Here is a 342-nt window from a genome sequence, read left to right as displayed (position 1 = left end):
GATCACTCGCCCCTGACCTTGCAGAACCCCATGGCCGTCGCCTGCACCTTGAATTTCGGCCGGAGGGCGCGGCGTGGAGAAGCCGGCGGCAACTTCGGGGCAGATCTGCACGATCCGGCCTTCCAATTGCCACCGAGCAAGGATGGGATGATGGTTGAGCCGGAACGAACCGTTGTAACGCACCTTGCTGCCAAGCAGGCAGGCCGAGACAAGCACCCTTTCCATATCGGCTCCTTTGCCGCGCATTGCTGCTCCGAACAATAGAACGCTTCCCTGTCGCGTCAGCCTTCTACCGGCAGGTAGAGTTACGCGGCCAAGGCTTGGAGCGAGTCGGCAGATCGG

Annotated in this window: 1 protein-coding gene; it reads right to left on the bottom strand. The window is 61.7% G+C overall.

Features of this window, described 5'->3' with window-relative positions:
• Positions 1-246, bottom strand: a 246-nt coding sequence (locus EN869_RS33820) for a 2-thiouracil desulfurase family protein (RefSeq protein WP_245519977.1), incomplete at its 3' end; no start/stop codon positions are given.
• Between the last annotated feature and the right edge of the window lie 96 nt (positions 247-342).

Source organism: Mesorhizobium sp. M2D.F.Ca.ET.226.01.1.1, from assembly GCF_004022705.2.
GTDB lineage: Bacteria > Pseudomonadota > Alphaproteobacteria > Rhizobiales > Rhizobiaceae > Mesorhizobium.
Note: the sequence above shows the minus strand (reverse complement) of the source record. Positions and strands in the feature narration are given on the sequence as shown.